At 68.1% G+C, this 14,820-nt stretch carries 18 protein-coding genes; 7 read left to right on the top strand and 11 right to left on the bottom strand.

From position 1 onward, the window contains the following. Positions 1-415 precede the first annotated feature (415 nt). Complete coding sequence (locus ACZ7SW_RS12805; protein ID WP_470230562.1) at positions 416-1,390, bottom strand: SDR family NAD(P)-dependent oxidoreductase; 975 nt, start codon at positions 1,388-1,390, stop codon at positions 416-418. Positions 1,391-1,433: 43 nt separating this feature from the next. On the opposite strand from ACZ7SW_RS12805, the gene ACZ7SW_RS12800 reads away from it, so the two are divergent. Then, entirely contained in the window at positions 1,434-1,958 is a 525-nt protein-coding gene (locus ACZ7SW_RS12800; protein ID WP_470230561.1) for a TetR/AcrR family transcriptional regulator, read from the top strand. A 383-nt stretch (positions 1,959-2,341) separates the two neighbouring features. Further along, positions 2,342-2,620 (top strand): hypothetical protein, encoded by a 279-nt coding sequence (locus ACZ7SW_RS12795; protein ID WP_470230560.1) that lies wholly within the window; start codon positions 2,342-2,344, stop codon positions 2,618-2,620. Here ACZ7SW_RS12795 and ACZ7SW_RS12790 read toward each other — a convergent pair. Then, complete coding sequence (locus ACZ7SW_RS12790; RefSeq protein WP_470230559.1) at positions 2,604-3,014, bottom strand: hypothetical protein; 411 nt, start codon at positions 3,012-3,014, stop codon at positions 2,604-2,606. The two genes, ACZ7SW_RS12795 and ACZ7SW_RS12790, sit on opposite strands and share 17 nt — an antisense overlap. A 100-nt stretch (positions 3,015-3,114) precedes the next feature. Between ACZ7SW_RS12790 and ACZ7SW_RS12785 the strand changes: the two genes are divergently transcribed. Then, a complete protein-coding gene (locus ACZ7SW_RS12785; protein ID WP_470230558.1) occupies positions 3,115-3,978 on the top strand; it encodes a 3-hydroxyacyl-CoA dehydrogenase family protein in 864 nt (287 codons plus the stop codon). Between the two features lie 230 nt (positions 3,979-4,208). On the opposite strand, the gene ACZ7SW_RS12780 is transcribed toward ACZ7SW_RS12785, so the two are convergent. Genes ACZ7SW_RS12780 through ACZ7SW_RS12770 form a run of 3 tightly spaced genes read right to left on the bottom strand, consistent with a single transcriptional unit; the run spans position 4,209 to position 5,664 of the window. After that, the gene (locus ACZ7SW_RS12780; RefSeq protein ID WP_470230557.1) at positions 4,209-4,703 is read right to left on the bottom strand and encodes an SRPBCC family protein; all 495 of its coding nucleotides are present in this window, start codon (positions 4,701-4,703) and stop codon (positions 4,209-4,211) included. After that, complete coding sequence (locus tag ACZ7SW_RS12775; protein ID WP_470230556.1) at positions 4,633-5,043, bottom strand: ArsR/SmtB family transcription factor; 411 nt, start codon at positions 5,041-5,043, stop codon at positions 4,633-4,635. Before ACZ7SW_RS12775 ends, ACZ7SW_RS12780 begins: the two co-directional genes overlap by 71 nt. 30 nt (positions 5,044-5,073) lie before the next feature. Beyond that, positions 5,074-5,664 (bottom strand): helix-turn-helix domain-containing protein, encoded by a 591-nt coding sequence (locus ACZ7SW_RS12770; protein ID WP_470230555.1) that lies wholly within the window; start codon positions 5,662-5,664, stop codon positions 5,074-5,076. A 90-nt stretch (positions 5,665-5,754) separates the two neighbouring features. Between ACZ7SW_RS12770 and ACZ7SW_RS12765 the strand changes: the two genes are divergently transcribed. Continuing rightward, the gene (locus tag ACZ7SW_RS12765; RefSeq protein WP_470230554.1) at positions 5,755-7,338 is read left to right on the top strand and encodes a methyltransferase domain-containing protein; all 1,584 of its coding nucleotides are present in this window, start codon (positions 5,755-5,757) and stop codon (positions 7,336-7,338) included. Positions 7,339-7,557: 219 nt separating this feature from the next. Here ACZ7SW_RS12765 and ACZ7SW_RS12760 read toward each other — a convergent pair whose 3' ends face one another. Then, positions 7,558-7,884: a putative quinol monooxygenase gene (locus tag ACZ7SW_RS12760; protein WP_470230553.1), complete on the bottom strand. Its 327-nt coding sequence runs from the start codon at positions 7,882-7,884 to the stop codon at positions 7,558-7,560. 59 nt (positions 7,885-7,943) lie between these two features. Here ACZ7SW_RS12760 and ACZ7SW_RS12755 point away from each other — a divergent pair, with 59 nt between their 5' ends. The 3 genes from ACZ7SW_RS12755 to ACZ7SW_RS12745 all read left to right on the top strand — a co-directional run bounded on the left by ACZ7SW_RS12755 (position 7,944) and on the right by ACZ7SW_RS12745 (position 10,084). Then, positions 7,944-8,378, top strand: coding sequence for a MarR family winged helix-turn-helix transcriptional regulator (locus ACZ7SW_RS12755; RefSeq protein ID WP_470230552.1), 435 nt, complete (start codon positions 7,944-7,946; stop codon positions 8,376-8,378). A gap of 51 nt (positions 8,379-8,429) precedes the next feature. Next, the gene (locus ACZ7SW_RS12750) at positions 8,430-8,984 is read left to right on the top strand and encodes a dihydrofolate reductase family protein (protein ID WP_470230551.1); all 555 of its coding nucleotides are present in this window, start codon (positions 8,430-8,432) and stop codon (positions 8,982-8,984) included. A gap of 119 nt (positions 8,985-9,103) precedes the next feature. After that, entirely contained in the window at positions 9,104-10,084 is a 981-nt protein-coding gene (locus ACZ7SW_RS12745; RefSeq protein ID WP_470230550.1) for a chitinase, read from the top strand. Between the two features lie 56 nt (positions 10,085-10,140). On the opposite strand, the gene ACZ7SW_RS12740 is transcribed toward ACZ7SW_RS12745, so the two are convergent. The 5 genes from ACZ7SW_RS12740 to ACZ7SW_RS12720 form a co-directional block, all read right to left on the bottom strand. After that, positions 10,141-10,902, bottom strand: coding sequence for an HAD family acid phosphatase (locus tag ACZ7SW_RS12740; protein WP_470230549.1), 762 nt, complete (start codon positions 10,900-10,902; stop codon positions 10,141-10,143). 47 nt (positions 10,903-10,949) lie between these two features. Then, a complete protein-coding gene (locus ACZ7SW_RS12735; protein ID WP_470230548.1) occupies positions 10,950-12,134 on the bottom strand; it encodes a class I SAM-dependent methyltransferase in 1,185 nt (394 codons plus the stop codon). Position 12,135: 1 nt separating this feature from the next. Beyond that, complete coding sequence (locus tag ACZ7SW_RS12730; RefSeq protein WP_470230547.1) at positions 12,136-13,101, bottom strand: methyltransferase domain-containing protein; 966 nt, start codon at positions 13,099-13,101, stop codon at positions 12,136-12,138. Continuing rightward, positions 13,098-13,877: an enoyl-CoA hydratase/isomerase family protein gene (locus tag ACZ7SW_RS12725; protein WP_116198840.1), complete on the bottom strand. Its 780-nt coding sequence runs from the start codon at positions 13,875-13,877 to the stop codon at positions 13,098-13,100. The genes ACZ7SW_RS12730 and ACZ7SW_RS12725 overlap by 4 nt, the downstream gene beginning before the upstream one ends. Before the next feature lie 75 nt (positions 13,878-13,952). Continuing rightward, complete coding sequence (locus ACZ7SW_RS12720; RefSeq protein ID WP_470230546.1) at positions 13,953-14,765, bottom strand: ABC transporter ATP-binding protein; 813 nt, start codon at positions 14,763-14,765, stop codon at positions 13,953-13,955. Positions 14,766-14,820: the final 55 nt, after the last annotated feature.

The raw sequence follows: 14,820 nt of genomic DNA, 5'->3' as shown, positions 1-14,820 counted from the left end.
GCACGTCATCGCGTTCCTGTCACACCGCCTCGTTGAGCGCACGCGTATACCTTGCCGTCGGGGCCAAAAGGGACGAGTGGCATAAGAGTTCGACGCTCTTCTCGGCGACGCGCGACCCGTCCATCGCGGGTCTCGCCGTTCGGTACCAGTCGTCGCCGAGCTCCCAGATCGCTGGTCTGGCGTGGGCGACTCCCTCGGCCTCGGTCGCCCGCTGCGTGAGGAACGTCAGACCACCGCCCACGAGCACCCCACGATCGATCCGATCGGGGTCCACAACTCAGCTGCCATGGTCGACCACTAGTACACGATGGTGGACAGGACTCGAAGCGTCGCCTCCACGGCGGCAAACCGGCGGTGTGAGCCGAGCAGTTTGGAGAGACTTCCTTTACGGCCACGCATAATCTGTTTGATCCGGTCAGCGTTGACGGACCAGGTCCAGGGATACCTCCCACAGCCTCCGCGCGGTAGCACCGTCGCGTGCCCAGCGTTTGACGGCGTGGCTGTTGTCCGCCAGGTCGGCGTCGTCGGGCACAGTTGCGGCTTCGTTGCCGTCGTCCAGGTAATGGCCACCGTTATGGGCGAATTCCGGGGCGGTCGCGGCGACGAGAGTGGTGGCCGCGCCTTGTTCGATTGTCTTGTACGCGAAGACTCCGGCGGCTTCGAGCCGGACTAGGTGGTCCTTCATGTCCTGAGTGAAATCTCGTTGCAGGCCAGTGGAAACTCCGCCCGGATTGACGGCGTTGGCGACGATTCCGTCGGCGGCCCATCGACGGGTCGCCTCCACGGCGAACAGCGAGTTGGCCGTTTTCGACTGTCCGTAAGCCAGTTGGGGGTCGTAGGCGCGCTGGGTAAAGTGGATGTCATCAAAGACAACAGATGAGTACATGTGCGCACCGGAGGTCACCGCGACGATCCGGGCCGCTCCTCGATCGTTCGCGCCGGCGGCTAGGGCGTCGTGCAGGTCCAGTGCCAGCGCGAAGTGGCCGAGGTGATTGGTCGCGAACTGCAGTTCCCAGCCCTGCGGAGTGCGGCCCAGCGTCGGTCGCATGACGCCTGCGTTGTTGATCAGCAGGTGCAGCGGGCCGTCCCAGCTGTCGGTGAAGCGGGTGACGGTGGCGAGGTCGGCCAAGTCGAGGTGCGCGGCGCGGACGGCGCGGTTTCCGGTGGAGGCGGCGATGTCGTCGGCGACGCTCACACCGGCCGAGGTGTCGCGCACGGCCAGGGTGACGTCGGCGCCGACAGAGGCGAGCGCGCGGGCTGTTTCGCGGCCAAGTCCAGACGTGGCACCGGTGACGACGGCGCGGACGCCGGTGAGGTTCAAGCCTGCGACGACATCGGCGGCGGTGCTGGTGGCGTCGAAGGCCGTGCGGATCAGGGAGGTTTGAGGCACCCTTCGGACTATACGCATTAGACTCAGTTTGTATAGTGTGCCTATGGGCAGTGATCGACGCACTCAGGTACTGGACTCGGCATTGGAGGTTTTCGCGCGCTACGGCTACCGCAAGGCGTCCATGGACGACGTCGCGAAGGCTGCGGACATCTCCCGCCCGGGGCTGTACTTTTACTTCTCGTCCAAGCCGGAGCTGTTCCGCGCCACGGTGCGGCATTCGCTCGACGACAGCATCGCGGCGGCGCGGCTCGCTCTCGCCGATTCGCGGCAACCGCTGCGCGAGCGGCTGATCGAGGCGTTCGATCACTGGGCCGGCCGCTACGTCGGGCCGATGGCCGCGGAGATCGGCGTTCTGATCGACTCCAACCCCGAGTTGCTCGGCACCATGCCAGCTGAATACCCGAAACAGTTCCGCGCGCTCGTCATCGAGGCGATCGGCGGTCGCTCCCCCGCCGATGTGGCCGGAACACTGATCAGCACCGCGATCGGCATCAAGCACGACGCGGAAACTCGCGACGAGTTCCGTGCGCGGATGGCCGTCGCGGTCGACCTTTACTGCAATCGCTGAAACTCAGGCCGGCGGCCAGTTGCACAGGGCCGCGTCGGCGACTTCCTGCAGCTCGGCTCTCTCCGACCCGGACGCCAGCTGGCCGTCCGAGGACGACGCGGTGCTGCGCGCCGTCGATGAACTGTGTGCGAATGTCTTTGTGTCCGACGAAACCTGGACCGCTCTCGCCGCGACCCGCGACCCGCGATCATGCCGAGATTATCGAGATCCTCTTTATCGTCGGTTACTACCGGATGATGGCGGGGTTCCTGAATTCCGCGGGCGTTCCGGTGAAGCCTGGACAACCCGCGCTCGGCGAACCTCCGGTTCCGGTGGCTCGCCCGGATCAGCTTTTCGGCCTGCCAGCGGAAAAACGGGACCGAACGGCTGCTGGAAGATCACGTTTGTCCACCCGGCGGGGAGCAAAGACCTGCCTCGCGACCGACGGCACCGCGGTGTCCGGTTCCATTTTCGACACTCAGCTGAAGGTCACGGTCCCCATCGTGTCCGGAACGGTCGACGGCAGCGAGATCGCCTTCGCGGCGTTGGTGACTGATCCGGTGCGCTTCGAGGTGAGGGTGACTGGCGCGGTCGACGGGGACATGTTCACCGGCTCCGTCACGATTTCCGGCGGCGGCACCTTCCCGCTGTCTGAAGTTCGGGAGGTCAATCCCAGTAATTGAACAGAGCTTCGCCGACTGTCGCCGGTTTCCAGTACGCGATGTCGGACCAGGTGAGGTGCGGCCAGTCTTCGGCTTTGAAGGAACGGTCGAGTTCGGCTGGGGTGAGCACCCGGAACTGCTCCGTTTCCGCCAGCAGGGCGGCCAGTTCCGGCTCGTCGACGAACTCCAGCGGCCCGGCTTCCCGGGTCGGCGTGAAGTCGAGGGAGCGAGGCCGGGCGAGCGCGAGCACCGGTGCGTCGTGGGCGGCGACGACCGAGATCGTGCGGTCGGGATACTCGATGACGGCTTGCCAGAAGTTCGGCGTGACGTCCGGGACGCGGAAGTCGGTGAGGGTTCCGCGGGTGCGGCGGACGAAGCCGTAACAGAGACGGCGAACATCGCGGACATCGACCACCTCCGCATTCTACGCGGCCGGTCCCCCACCAGTGGGCGCGGAATTGCGGCGGACGAGGACGGGTGGTCTTCTTGGCCCAAGATCGAAAGGTGAGCCCACCATGCCGTACGCGTACACATTCGACCAGATCCGCGACCGGCCGGTCACCGTGTTCGGTGCCGGGACGCTGGGCAGGCGCATCGCGCTGATGTTCGCCTCGCGCGGCGGAACCGTGCGGATCAGCGATCCGAGCGCCGAACAGGTCGCGGCGGCAGCGGACTACGTGGCGGAGACGTTGCCCGCCCTGCTCGAAAAGCGCGGCAGCGGCGAGATCGGCCAGGTCGAGGGCGCGGCGTCGATCGAGGACGCCCTGCGCGACGCGTGGCTCGTCGTCGAGGCGGTGCCGGAGCGGCTGGACATCAAAATCCCGCTGTGGGGCCAAATCGACGAGGCCGCGCCCGCCGACGCCATCTTCGCCACGAACTCGTCGTCGTACCCGTCGCGGATGATGGCCGAGAAGGTGCGCGACAAATCGCGGCTGTGCAACATCCACTTCTACATGCCGCCGACGGCGAACGCGGTCGACCTCATGTCCGACGGCGAAACCGACCGGACCGTGCTCGACACCCTGCTCGGGGTGTTGCCGGAGTTCGGAATTCATCCGTTCGAGGCGCGAAAGGAAAGCGTCGGCTTCATTTTCAACCGCGTGTGGGCGGCGATCAAACGGGAATCGCTGGCCGTCGTCGCGGAGGGCGTCGCCCGGCCCGAGGACGTGGACGGGATGTTCAAGATCAACTGGCATCTGCCGTACGGGCCGTTCCAGATGATGGACCAGGTCGGCCTGGACGTGGTGCTGGACATCGAAAACCATTACGCGGACGAGAATCCGCACCTGCCGGCCGGGCCGCGGGACCTGCTGCGCACGTACGTCGAGGCGGGGAAACTCGGGATCAAGACCGGCGAGGGATTCTACTCGTACGGCTGAATCGCGGCAGCGTGACGTCGACCTGCGGCCCGCCGTTTTACCCGCCCGCGACGGCGGATACGCGCGGAACAGGTGGCGGGCCCGGGCGCGGCCGAGACCGCTCGCCGGGATCTCAGCGAGGCGAATGTTCGCAGGCATCGTCGAGCGGGAGGCCGCGGAGCGGTTTCGCACAAGTCGCTCCCGCAGCCCGCGGCCTCCCTCGATCCCCCACGCAGCCCCGAAAAATCAGCTCAATCCAGCGAAACCGCGACTTCCTCCAGCGCGTCCATCGACTCCTGCATTCCGCCTTCCATGCCGGATTCCAGGATGGTGTCGCGGAGTTCCTTGGTGTGCGTTTCGATCAGCATGGTCATCCTGGTGCGGTCGCCCGATTCGGCGAACGTCACGGTGACCACGGGGGCGTCCGCGTCCGAAACTCCCGGGGTTTCGTAGACCTCGGTGTGGACCAGGCGTTCGCCGGGGACTATCTCTTGGTATTCGCCGTGGAAGGCGACCTCGAAGTTGCCGTTCGCGAGCATCACGTAGCGCCATTGGCCGCCGACTCGCAGGTCGATTTCCACGGACGTCACGGTGCCCCGCTTGCCTGCCCACCAGCGTTTCACCAGGTCCGGGGTGGTCCAGGCCCGATAGACGTGCTGCCGTGGGGCGGCGAAATCACGGGTGATCAGGATCTGGTCGTCGGCGGGCAGGGTCACCTTCGCGGTGCCGGTCGTCGTGTCGGGCATTGTCGTCCTCCTCTGTCGGGGCCATCTCTTCCAGCACGGCGTCCAGCGATTCGAACCGTTCCTCCCAGGACCGTTCGTAGCGGCGCACCCAGTCGTGGATCGGTTTGAGGGCCAGGGCGTTCAGCCGGTAAAGACGCTGCCTGCCCTCGTCTCGCGCCTCGACCGCGCCGACCTCGCGCAGTACCCGCAGGTGCTTCGACACCTGCGGCTGCCCCAGGCCCAGCACGCGGACCAGGTCGTTCACCGGACGTTCGCCCTCGGCGAGGACGTCCAGGATTTCCCGGCGCCGTGGTTCGGCTACGGCGTTGAAGACGTCCGCGGTGGTCGCTGCCCGTGCCATGCGGCAATCATATGCCGATATGGGTATGTGTCAAGAGGCGGGCCGGGCGCGGACGTGGAAGCGTTCTCCCTGCGGGCCGAACAGGGCCAGGACCTCGCAGACCTCGGCGCCGGCGTTGCCGAACCAGTGCGGAACGTGCGTGTCGAACTCGGCGACCTCCCCCGGTTGGAGGATCACGTCGTGCTCGCCGAGCATCAGGCGGAGCCGTCCGGACAGGACGTACATCCACTCGTATCCCTCGTGGACCCGCTGGTCAGGAGGTTCGGCGGAACGCTCTGGCGGGAGCATCATCTTGTAGGCGCGCAGGCCGCCCGGGCGCCGGGTGAGCGGCAGGTAGGTCCGGCCGTTCCGGACGAACGGTTTCGGGTGCAGGCGCGGATCGCCGGTCGGGGGCGCGCCGACGAGTTCGTCGAGCGGGACCTGGTAGGCGCGGGCCAGGGCGAGCAGCAGTTCCAGCGTCGGTTTGCGCTGGCCGGCCTCAAGCCGCGACAGCGTGCTCACCGAGATCCCGGTCGTTTCGGAGAGGCCGGTCAGCGTCGCGTTGCGCTGCTTGCGCAGGGCGCGCAGCCTCGGGCCGACCGCGTGCAGGACCTCGCCGAGGTCCTGGTCGTCTTCGCTCATGCCGTTCAATTTGCCACTTCGGCAAAGAACTTTGTCAAGTCGGCGCGTTCTCCGGATAGTCCGACGGCAAGGGGACTACAGGAGGATCCAGTGGACGAGAAGTACGACGTGGTGGTGGTCGGCGGCGGTGCGGCCGGGCTCAGCGGGGCGGTGGCGCTCGCGCGGTCCCGGCGGTCGGTGCTGGTCGTGGATTCCGGCGAGCCACGCAACGCGCCCGCCGGGCACGTGCACAACTACCTTGCCCGCGAAAGCACCCCTCCCGCCGAGTTGCTTTCGCTCGGCCGGGCGGAGCTGGCGGGGTACGGCGGCGAGGTGGTCGCGCAGACGGTGACGTCAATTGCCAACGGGGACAACGGGTTCGAGATCTCGCTGGCCGACGGGCGGCGCACGCACGCGCGGCGGGTACTGGTCGCGACCGGCCTCGTGGACGAGCTGCCCGAGGTCGCCGGGCTGGCGGCGCGGTGGGGACGGGACGTGCTGCACTGCCCGTACTGCCACGGCTGGGAGGTGCGCGACCGGGCGATCGGCGTGCTGTCGACCGGGCCGATGACCGTGCACCAGGCGTTGATGTGGCGGCAGCTGACCGACGACGTCGTCGTTTTCCGGCACACGCACGGGGATTTCGACGAGGCGCCGCTGCTGGCCCGCGGGATCCGGATCGTGGACGGGGTGGTCGCCGCGGTCGAGGCCGAGGACGACCAGCTGACCGGGGTGCGACTGGAATCGGGCGAGGTCGTGGCGCGCGAGGCGCTGGCCGTCGCGGCGCCGGCCAGGACGCGGGCGGACTTTCTCGCGCCGCTCGGGATCGAGCCGGAACCGGTGGAGTTCAACGGTTTCGTGATCGGCACGAAGGTGCCCGCGGACGCGGTCGGCCGGACGTCCGTGCCCGGCTTGTGGGTGGCGGGGAACGTCACGGACATGCGGGCGCAGGTCGTGGTTTCGGCCGCGGCGGGGTTGATGGCCGGGGCGGCGATCAACGGCGAACTGGTCGAGGAGGAGGCCGCGGAAGCCGTGCGGCGGCGGGAAATGCCGTTCTCGCACGAGATGGAGCGGGAGGTCGCGCGGGCCAACGAGCATCCGCCGTTCGACCGCGGTTCCTGGGAGGAGCGGTATCGCTCGAAGGACGAAATGTGGAGCGGGCGGCCGAACGATCAGCTCGTGACCGAGGCTCGCGATCTGGAACCGGGCCACGCGCTGGACGCGGGGTGCGGCGAGGGCGGCGACGCGATCTGGCTGGCGCAGCAGGGCTGGCGGGTCACGGCGGTCGACTTCTCCACGACGGCCATCGAACGCGGGCGCGCGCAGGCGGCGAAACTCGGAGTGGCCGAGCGGATCACGTGGGTCGCCGCGGACTTGGCCGAATGGCTGCCGGAGTCGAAGTTCGACCTGGTGACGTCGCATTTCCTGCACGTGCCGTCGGCGGCCCGGACGGTGGCGTTCGCGCGCCTCGCGGACGCGGTGGCACCGGGCGGGACGTTGCTGGTGGTGGGGCACGACCCCGCGGACGTGCACGCCGGGCGGCCGCATATGCCGGACATGATGTTCACGGCCGAGGAGGTGGCGGAGACGTTGGACCAGTCTTGGGCCTCGGTGGCCGCGGATGGCCGGGAGCGGGCGGCGGTCGGGGCGGAGATGGTTGTCCGGGACACGGTGCTGGTGGCTCGGAAGCGGTGACGGTGTGGCGGCTCCGGTTTGGCCGGAGCCGCCAACGGTCAGGCCTGCTAGTCGGGGCCGCCGTCGTGCCAAAGGGCGTTCGAGTGCAGGAATCGCCGTGGTTCCAAGACTTTCGGCGCGGCAGGCAAGACTGACCAGAAGCGGACTATCGCGCGGCTAAGGCTGTCTTCCTCGGACTGGGTCGGTTCGCCCGCGGCGTCTCCGGCTGACCCCGCCGGATCAGGCGTGGTGCACGGATTCCACGGTGTACAGGTGCGGCTCGCACTCGGCCAAGGCCAGGGCAGCGGACAGGTGCTCTTGGCAATCCGGGGCGACGAGCATCGACTGGAAGTCCTCGGCGCTGGCCCACTGGGCGTAGTTCACGACGCGCGTGCCGTCGGTGCTCGCGTGGATGTTCGCGGACACGAACCCGGGCCGGTGGCGGATGACGTCTTCCGTCGCCGTCGTCAGGACCTTGACCAGGGCCTGCTGCTTCTCCGGGGCAACCGTGAAGACGTTCATCAAGGTGGAGACGTCGGCGCCGGTGCTGATGGTCGTGGGGGTCATGGGCGCTCCTCGATATGACAGGTTCCTGACATAGGCTCATTATATGTAAGGTTCCTGCCATGAGTCAAGGGGCGCGACGGCCGGGACATCTTGTGAAGCGGGTGCAGCAGGCGTTCCGGCAGATGTCCGACGAACTGTTGCGGCCGATCGGGTTGTCGATGGCGCAGTACGCGGTGCTGGCGGCGCTGGCGGAGAACCCGGGGGCCTCGTCGGCCGAATTGGCGCGGCAATGTTTTGTGACGCGGCAGTCGTTGCGGGACGTGCTGACCGGGCTGAAGACGGCTGAACTGGTCGCGGTTGCCGAGGAAGCGTCGACAGGGAGAGCGCGGCCGGTCCGGCTAACCGCGGCGGGCGAGAAGCGTTTGAAAGCGGCGCAGCGGGTGGTCGACGAGGTCGAGCAGCGGATGCTGGCCGGGATGCCGGAACCGGAGCGGGAGCGGCTGGCCGACCTGTTGAGCAAGTGCGCGGAGAACCTGACGCCCGCGGACCGATGAGTTTTCGCCGTTCCCCCGGTCTACCTCGTATCGAAAGAACGAGGAGGAGCCATGGGCAAGGTGTTGTGGCACGTCGCGATGTCACTGGACGGGTTCGTCGCCGCGGACGGGCATGCGATGGACTGGATGTCGGGGGTGCGCGTCACGCCGGGGGTGCACGAGGAATCCGTCGCGCGGATCGGGGCGATTTTGGGCGGGCGGCGCGGGTTTGACGCGCTGGCGGCCACAGTGCCCGGGAAGGTCGCCAAGCAACCGTACGGCGGAGCGTGGAGCGGGCCGGTTTTCGTGCTTACCCATCATCCGGAGGACGCACCGGCCGAGGACGGCGTGACGTTTCTCGACTGCGACGTCCGGGAGGCGGTCGAGATCGGGCTCGCGGCGGCGGGCGGGAAAGATCTTGAGCTGCACAGCCAGGATATCGCGCGCCAGTGCGTCGAGCTGGGGATTCTCGACGAGTTCCTCGTGCACCTCATGCCGGTGATGCTCGGGTCCGGCATCCGGCTGTTCGACAATCCCGGCGGGAAACCGGTTCGGTGGGATCGGGTGCACGACGGGGATCCGGCATTGGCGGTCGACCTGCGGTATCGGCTCGCCGCGGCACAGTGAATCCCGCTCAGCGGGACGGATCGGCATACTAATGGCGTATGGCCTCCGCGGAGTTATTGGTCTATACCATTTGGACAGGGGTTTTCCACCCCTCGGTCCTCACCGTGGAGGTTCCACCCATGCGTCTGTCCTCCCCCCGGAAACTGGCGGCCGCGCTCGGCGGGCTGCTGGCCGTAGCCGGACTCGCGGTCCCGCAGGGCGCCGCGGCGGCGGCGAGCGACTCGTCGATCGCGCTCGCGCCCTATGTGGACATGGGCGCGTGGCCGTCGCCCGTGTTGTCGTCGATGTCCGAGCAGAGCGGCATCAAGAGTTTCACCCTCGGCTTTGTCACCGGCGCTGCGTGCAAGGCCAGCTGGTTCGCTGCTTACGATCCCCGGCAAGGCTGGCAGTCCGACGAAATCGCGAAGATTCGCGCGGCCGGCGGGGACGTCAAGGTCTCCTTCGGCGGCGCGTCCGGCGTCGAGCTCGCGCAGGCGTGCGGTGATGTCAATTCGCTCGTCGGCGAGTACGAAGCGGTGATCAAAGCCTACGACCTCAAGTACATCGACGTCGACATCGAGGGCTCGGCGGTCGCCGACCCCGGTTCGATCAAACTTCGTTCCGAAGCACTGAAAAAGGTGCAGGACGACAACCCCGGGCTCAAGATTTCGCTGACGCTGCCGGTGCTTCCCACCGGGCTCACGGCGGACGGGGTGAACGTCGTGACCTCGGCGCGGGACGCGGGAGTCAATCTCGACCTGGTGAACGTCATGGCGATGGACTACTACCAGGGCTCCGGCGACCAAGGGGCCAAGGCGATCCAGGCGGCGCGATCCACGCAGGCACAACTGAAATCGGCGCTCGGACTGTCCGATGCGGACGCTTGGCAGAAAGTCGGGCTGACGCCGATGCTGGGCGTCAACGATTCGCAGAATGAGATCTTCTACCAGAAGGACGCCAGCGCGGTGGTGAGCTTCGCGCAGAGTGTCCACCTGGGAATGCTGTCGTTCTGGGAACTCGGCCGCGACGCGAACGCGTGCAGCGGCCCGCTGTACAAGTGCACCAACATTTCCCAGCAGCCGTACGAATTCTCGAAGATCTTCGCCGGGTACTCCGGCTGAGGAGGCACGGAGCGGCCCGGGCCCGGCGCGGGACCCGGGCTGACTCCGGCACCCGGTCAGGGCAGGTAGTACATCGGGTTCGGCAGCTTCACCGGGTGATCGGCGTAGCCGCCTTCGAGGTCGCTGAACTGGTCGCCGAGGTTGAGCACGATGTGCGCGCCGGTCGACTGGATGTGCGCGCGGGTGCCCGACTTGTACTGCACGGTGTTGCAGTTCAGCCCGCACGGCAGGTAGTCCGGCGCGGTGGTCTTCGGCTTGAAGTACGCACCGGTCGGCGTCGGGTAGCCCTCGTTCGCGAGGTTCTTGAGCGACTGCGGGCCCTGCTTGTCGTTGCGGCCGGTCAGGAAGTAGACCCGCACGCCGCGTTCGGCGGCCCACTTCGAGAGTTCCAGCACCGGCTTGTTGGCCTCGAAAGTGCCGTCGTCGATGGCCTTCTGCTGTTTCACCGGGTCGAAGCCGAAGTCGTTGTCGGCTTCCCAACCGTAGGTGATCTCGGACGTGTCGTCCACGTCGAGCACGATCGCCGGGTTCTCCACCTTCCCCAGCTTCTGCTGCAGGTACCGCTTCGCGTCGGCGACCACGCGCTTGGTGTCGGTGACGAACCGGCTGGTTTCGGAATAGTGGTGCTTGCCGGACGCGTCGAGCCAGTCGCCGTAGTACGCCTTGACGTCGTTCTTCACCTGGCCGATGTTGGCCGGCTCCCGGCCGTGCGCGGCGGTGCTGGCGTCCGACCCGGCGAGCGCGGTCGCGCCGCCTGCGACGGTCGCGCCGACGGCCGCGGCGGCGGCCAGTTTGACGAGAGCGGGAAAACGAGACACAGCGACCCTCCAGTGATTATTCGTCAACCCGCAGAACTTACGCCGCGTTATCCGGCTTGAAAACCCTCCGTTGGGATGCGTTCGGCCCGGCACACGAACGCCACCGGCGACCGGCCGATCCTCGTCAGTATCACAGTGGACTCTTCATGACCGCGCGGTTTCAGCTTGCGACGCAAGGCGTCCGGGTCCACGTCGAGGCCGCGGACGAGGATTTCCAGCCGTCCGACATCGAACTTCTTCAACGTCTGCCCCAGCGTTTTTTCGCGGTACGGCAGCTGCTCCAGGACGCGGAACGCACGCACTCCCGGTGGTGGCGTGTCGCCGGTGAGGTAGGCGATGCGCTCGTCCAGCTGCCACAACCCGTGCCGCGCCGCGTAATGACGCACGAGTCCGGCACGAACGACCGCACCGTCGGGGTCCACCAGCCACTCCCCCACTGCCCGCACGGGAATGTCGTCCGGTTCCGCGTCGGTGAGAGTCCACTGTGTACCGTCCGAACGCAACACCGTCGCCCGGCGCGTGACGCCTGAGGAGATCCCCCGCCACAGGCAAGCCTCGCGGACTTGCCCGTCGAGCGACACGAGTTCCACCTCGTCCGACCAGGGCGCGATAGAGAAATCCATGCCGGGCGCGCATTTCACCGACAGGATCCGGCCGGGATAGGCGGCCACGAGTTCGTCGAGCGGCGGCAGGAAGTCGGCCGGACGCCACACTCGGCGACCGGCGGAGTCGCGGCGGGCGGGATCGGCGACCACGGCGGTGTCCCGGGAAACCGGCCGCAATGCGTCGGCCCGCGCGACGAGCGGCGACACTCCGGCGACGGAAGCGTTGTGCCGAGCCATTTCCAGCCGCACCGGGTCCACATCGGACCCGACAGCCACCCGGGCGACCCGGGACAGCTCGACCAGGTCGGCACCGACCGAGCAGGTGACGTCGTGCACCGGCGACCCCGCGAGCCGGGAAGCCCGATGTCGAGCCACGGGGGTAGCGCTCGCCTGCTGCAAGGCGTCGGCAGTGAACAGCCAATCAGCGGAAGAAGCGAGCTTCAAAACCGATTTACGCCGCAGTCCAACGGTTTCCAGCACCGGGGAAGCGTGCTCACCGACCAAGCGACGAGCCGCGGTGACGTCCACGATCCGCGAGCCGTCCAAAGTGGAGCACTCGGCGAGCGCCGCCCGTCCCGCGTCGGAGCGCAGGAAGGCGACGTCGTCGAGCGTGAAACTGTAGGGCAATTCAGGACGGCCGCTTGGTCCCGGTGATCATCACGTTGTAGAACAGCTCGCGCGGCAGCACCTTCGACAGCAGCTTCTTGTCCAAAGCGGACAGTCGCAGCCACAGGTGGTAGGCGAACAGCCGCCAGCGCACGGTGAGCTTCTCCTGCGGCACCGCGGCCTCGAAGGTGCGGATCGGCCATCCGGCCAGCGCCGCCGAGAACTCCTCGGTGACCGCGCGAACGTCCTGGGCGCCGGCGCCGCGCGCCATCGCTTCCAGCTCGGACGGGTCGAAGGTGTGGATGTCGACCACCGCCTCCAGAGCCGCCGCGCGCGAGGATTCGTCCAATTCCGACTGCGGACGCCGCCAGCCGCTCAGCGCGGGCAGCTTGGTGATGTTCGTGGTGAGGTACCAGGTGAGCTGGCCGAGCCGGCGCGCGTAGCGGTCGCCGATTTTCGTCGGCTCGCCGGCGAACACGAACCGCCCGCCCGGCTTGAGCACGCGCAGCACCTCGCCGAACGCCTGGCGGACGTCCGGGATGTGGTGCAGCACCGCGTGCCCGACCACGAGGTCGAACGTGTTGTCGTCGTAGGGGATCCGCTCCGCGTCGGCGACCCGGCCGTCGACGTCCAGGCCCAGCCCCTCGGCGTTGCGCAGCGCGACCTGCACCATGCCGGGAGACAGGTCGGTGACCGAACCCTTCTTCGCGACGCCGCCCTGCATCAGGTTCAGCAGGAAGAAACCCGTGCCGCTGCCCAGTTCCATGGCGTGCTGGTACGGCTGGCCGTCCTCGCCGGCCACCGCGTTGAACACGTCAGTGGCGTAGGAGATGCAGCGCTCGTCGTAGGAAATGGACCACTTCTCGTCGTACGTCCCGGCTTCCCAGTCGTGGTAGAGGACGTTCGCGAGCTTCGGGTCCGCGTAGGCCGCCTTGACCTCGTCTTCGGTGGCGTGCGGGTTCGGTGCCGGGTCGGACACGGAAGTCACTTCCCCTCGAAACTGGCTTTGCCGGGGCCGTTGTCGATGAACGACTGCATGCCGTTGCGCTGGTCCTCAGTCGCCCACAGCGCGGTGAACAGCTGCGTCTCGATCTTCAGGCCGGTGGCCAGGTCGACGTCGAGGCCGGAGTCGATCGCCGTCTTGGCCGCGCGCAGCGCCATCGCCGGGCCGTTCGCGAACTGCGAGGCCCACTTGTGCGCGGCGGCGTACACGTCGTCCGGGGCCACGACCTCGTCGACGATGCCCAGCTTGAGCGCTTCCTCGGCCTTCACGAACCGGCCGGTGAAGATGAGGTCCTTGGCCTTGCTCGGACCGATCAGCCGGGTCAGCCGCTGCGTGCCGCCCGCGCCGGGGATGATGCCGAGCTGGATCTCCGGCTGGCCGACCTTCACGTTGTCGCCGGCGACACGCCAGTCCGCGGTCAGCGCCAGTTCGAGGCCGCCGCCGAGGGCGTAGCCGGTGATCGCGCAGACGACCGGCTTCGGGATGTTCGCGACCCGGGCGAGCGACGCGGTCAGCTCGGCGCCGAACTTCGCGATCTCCGGGTACGTGCGGGAGGCCATCTCCTTGATGTCCGCGCCGCCGGCGAAGGTCTTCTCGCCGCCGTAGAGGATCACCGCGCGCACGTCGTCGCGGTCGGACGCCTCGCGCGCGGCCTCGGCGAGCTCGGCCTGCACCTGGTTGTTCAGCGCGTTGACCGGCGGCCGGTCCAGCCGGATCGTGCCGACCCCGCCCTCGACCTCCAGGGTTACGAACTCTCCCACGGGATTTTCCTCCTCCTAGACAAGCGCTGTCGAACCGCCAGCACGCTACCGGCCGGTAGGGACAACCTAGCCAACCTACCGGCGGCGGGCGAAGAACCGCTCGCCCGAACGCTGCAGCACCAGGTCCTGGTCGAACGTCTTGGACAGGTTCTCGCTGGTGATCACGTCGTCCACCAGGCCGGACACCACCGCGCGGCCCTCGCGCAGCAGCAGCGCGTGGGTGAAGCCCGGCGGGATCTCCTCGACGTGGTGGGTGACCAGCACCATCGCCGGCGCGTCCGGGTCCATCGCGAGCGCCGACAGCCGGGCCACGAGGTCCTCGCGGCCGCCGAGGTCGAGGCCCGCGGCGGGCTCGTCGAGCAGCAGCAGCTCCGGGTCGGTCATCAGCGACCGGGCGATCAGCACGCGTTTGCGCTCGCCCTCGCTCAGCGTGCCGAACGTGCGCTCGGCCAGGTGCGCGATGCCGAGCGTGCCGAGCAGTTCGGTCGCCCGGTCGAGGTCCATCCGGTCGTACTGCTCGCGCCAGCGGCCCATCACCGCGTACCCGGCGCTGACCACGACGTCGGCGACGCGCTCGTCGCCGGGCACGCGCTGGGCGATCGCCGCGGAGGTGAACCCGATGCGCGGGCGGAGGTCGAAGATGTTCACCTTGCCGATCCGGTCGCCGAGCAGGTCGACGGCGCCGGAGGTGGGGTGCAGTTCGGCGGCGGCCAGGCGCAGCAGGGTGGTCTTGCCGGCCCCGTTGGGCCCGAGCACCACCCATCGCTCGTCCAGCTCGACCGCCCAGTCGAGGGCCGCGAGGAGGTCGTTTCCGGTACGGCGGACGCCGACACCGGACATCCGCACGACGAGGTCGTCAGGATCGCTGGGCAGGATCGGCTCGCTCACGAGCCCATTGTGGCGGTCGCCCGGGCACGGGCGCGCACCCGCCCGGGGGTAACGG

Source organism: Amycolatopsis sp. NPDC114484 (assembly GCF_055633755.1).
Note: the sequence above shows the minus strand (reverse complement) of the source record. Positions and strands in the feature narration are given on the sequence as shown.

Coding starts and splice junctions, on each gene's coding strand:
- ACZ7SW_RS12800 (WP_470230561.1), top strand. CDS start 1,434: ATGGGCAGTGATCGACGCACTCAGGTACTGGACTCGGCATTGGAGGTT.
- ACZ7SW_RS12785 (WP_470230558.1), top strand. CDS start 3,115: ATGCCGTACGCGTACACATTCGACCAGATCCGCGACCGGCCGGTCACC.
- ACZ7SW_RS12780 (WP_470230557.1), bottom strand. CDS start 4,703: ATGCCCGACACGACGACCGGCACCGCGAAGGTGACCCTGCCCGCCGAC.
- ACZ7SW_RS12775 (WP_470230556.1), bottom strand. CDS start 5,043: ATGGCACGGGCAGCGACCACCGCGGACGTCTTCAACGCCGTAGCCGAA.
- ACZ7SW_RS12770 (WP_470230555.1), bottom strand. CDS start 5,664: ATGAGCGAAGACGACCAGGACCTCGGCGAGGTCCTGCACGCGGTCGGC.
- ACZ7SW_RS12760 (WP_470230553.1), bottom strand. CDS start 7,884: ATGACCCCCACGACCATCAGCACCGGCGCCGACGTCTCCACCTTGATG.
- ACZ7SW_RS12755 (WP_470230552.1), top strand. CDS start 7,944: ATGAGTCAAGGGGCGCGACGGCCGGGACATCTTGTGAAGCGGGTGCAG.
- ACZ7SW_RS12750 (WP_470230551.1), top strand. CDS start 8,430: ATGGGCAAGGTGTTGTGGCACGTCGCGATGTCACTGGACGGGTTCGTC.
- ACZ7SW_RS12745 (WP_470230550.1), top strand. CDS start 9,104: ATGCGTCTGTCCTCCCCCCGGAAACTGGCGGCCGCGCTCGGCGGGCTG.